Origin of the sequence: Brucella sp. TWI559, assembly GCF_039674265.1 — a bacterium.
GTDB lineage: Bacteria > Pseudomonadota > Alphaproteobacteria > Rhizobiales > Rhizobiaceae > Brucella > Brucella chromiisoli.
This window is the reverse complement of sequence record NZ_JBDJNE010000079.1, coordinates 1-471: the sequence shown is the minus strand read 5'-3', so window position 1 is coordinate 471 and position 471 is coordinate 1. Positions and strand designations below refer to the sequence as shown.

Sequence of the window (471 nt, the reverse complement as noted above, 5' to 3'; positions counted from 1 at the left end):
GAACCAGACAACCTTCTGATTGCTCATGCGATAGCGCAGGCGCACCGGAATGCGCACTTTCTCTCCCATAAAGAATGGGGCGATGGACAGAATGAATATGCCCGGCACTTTGACCGGCTGACCGTCAGCGCCTGTGTGGGTTTCTTCCCACTGAATCTGCCCTTCCCCAGACTGCAGCTTGGTTTCTGTCTTCACCTGCGACGACACATTGACTTGCATTTTGCGTGACAGGTTAACCAGCTGCGACGGCAGCGCCACCGTGGTGTTGAAATCACGCTCAATGGTCGCAATTTCACCCTCCGTCGGTGAAGCAAGGTCAGGAATGCGATCTTCCAAAAAAATGGCAAAATCCTGCTGGCCCATCACCTCGCCGTCATTCTTAACCCAGAGTTTCCAGTCATCTGACAAGGGAAACTCATAATGGATACGATGCTGGCAGTTATCAGCATCTCCACCCGACAGATTGCGATG

1 protein-coding gene is annotated in these 471 nt (G+C 52.7%); it reads right to left on the bottom strand.

Annotated elements, in window-relative coordinates; translation table 11 throughout:
• On the bottom strand, positions 1 to 471 hold a 471-nt coding region (locus tag ABE530_RS19700), incomplete at both ends, for a DUF2303 family protein (RefSeq protein ID WP_499695734.1).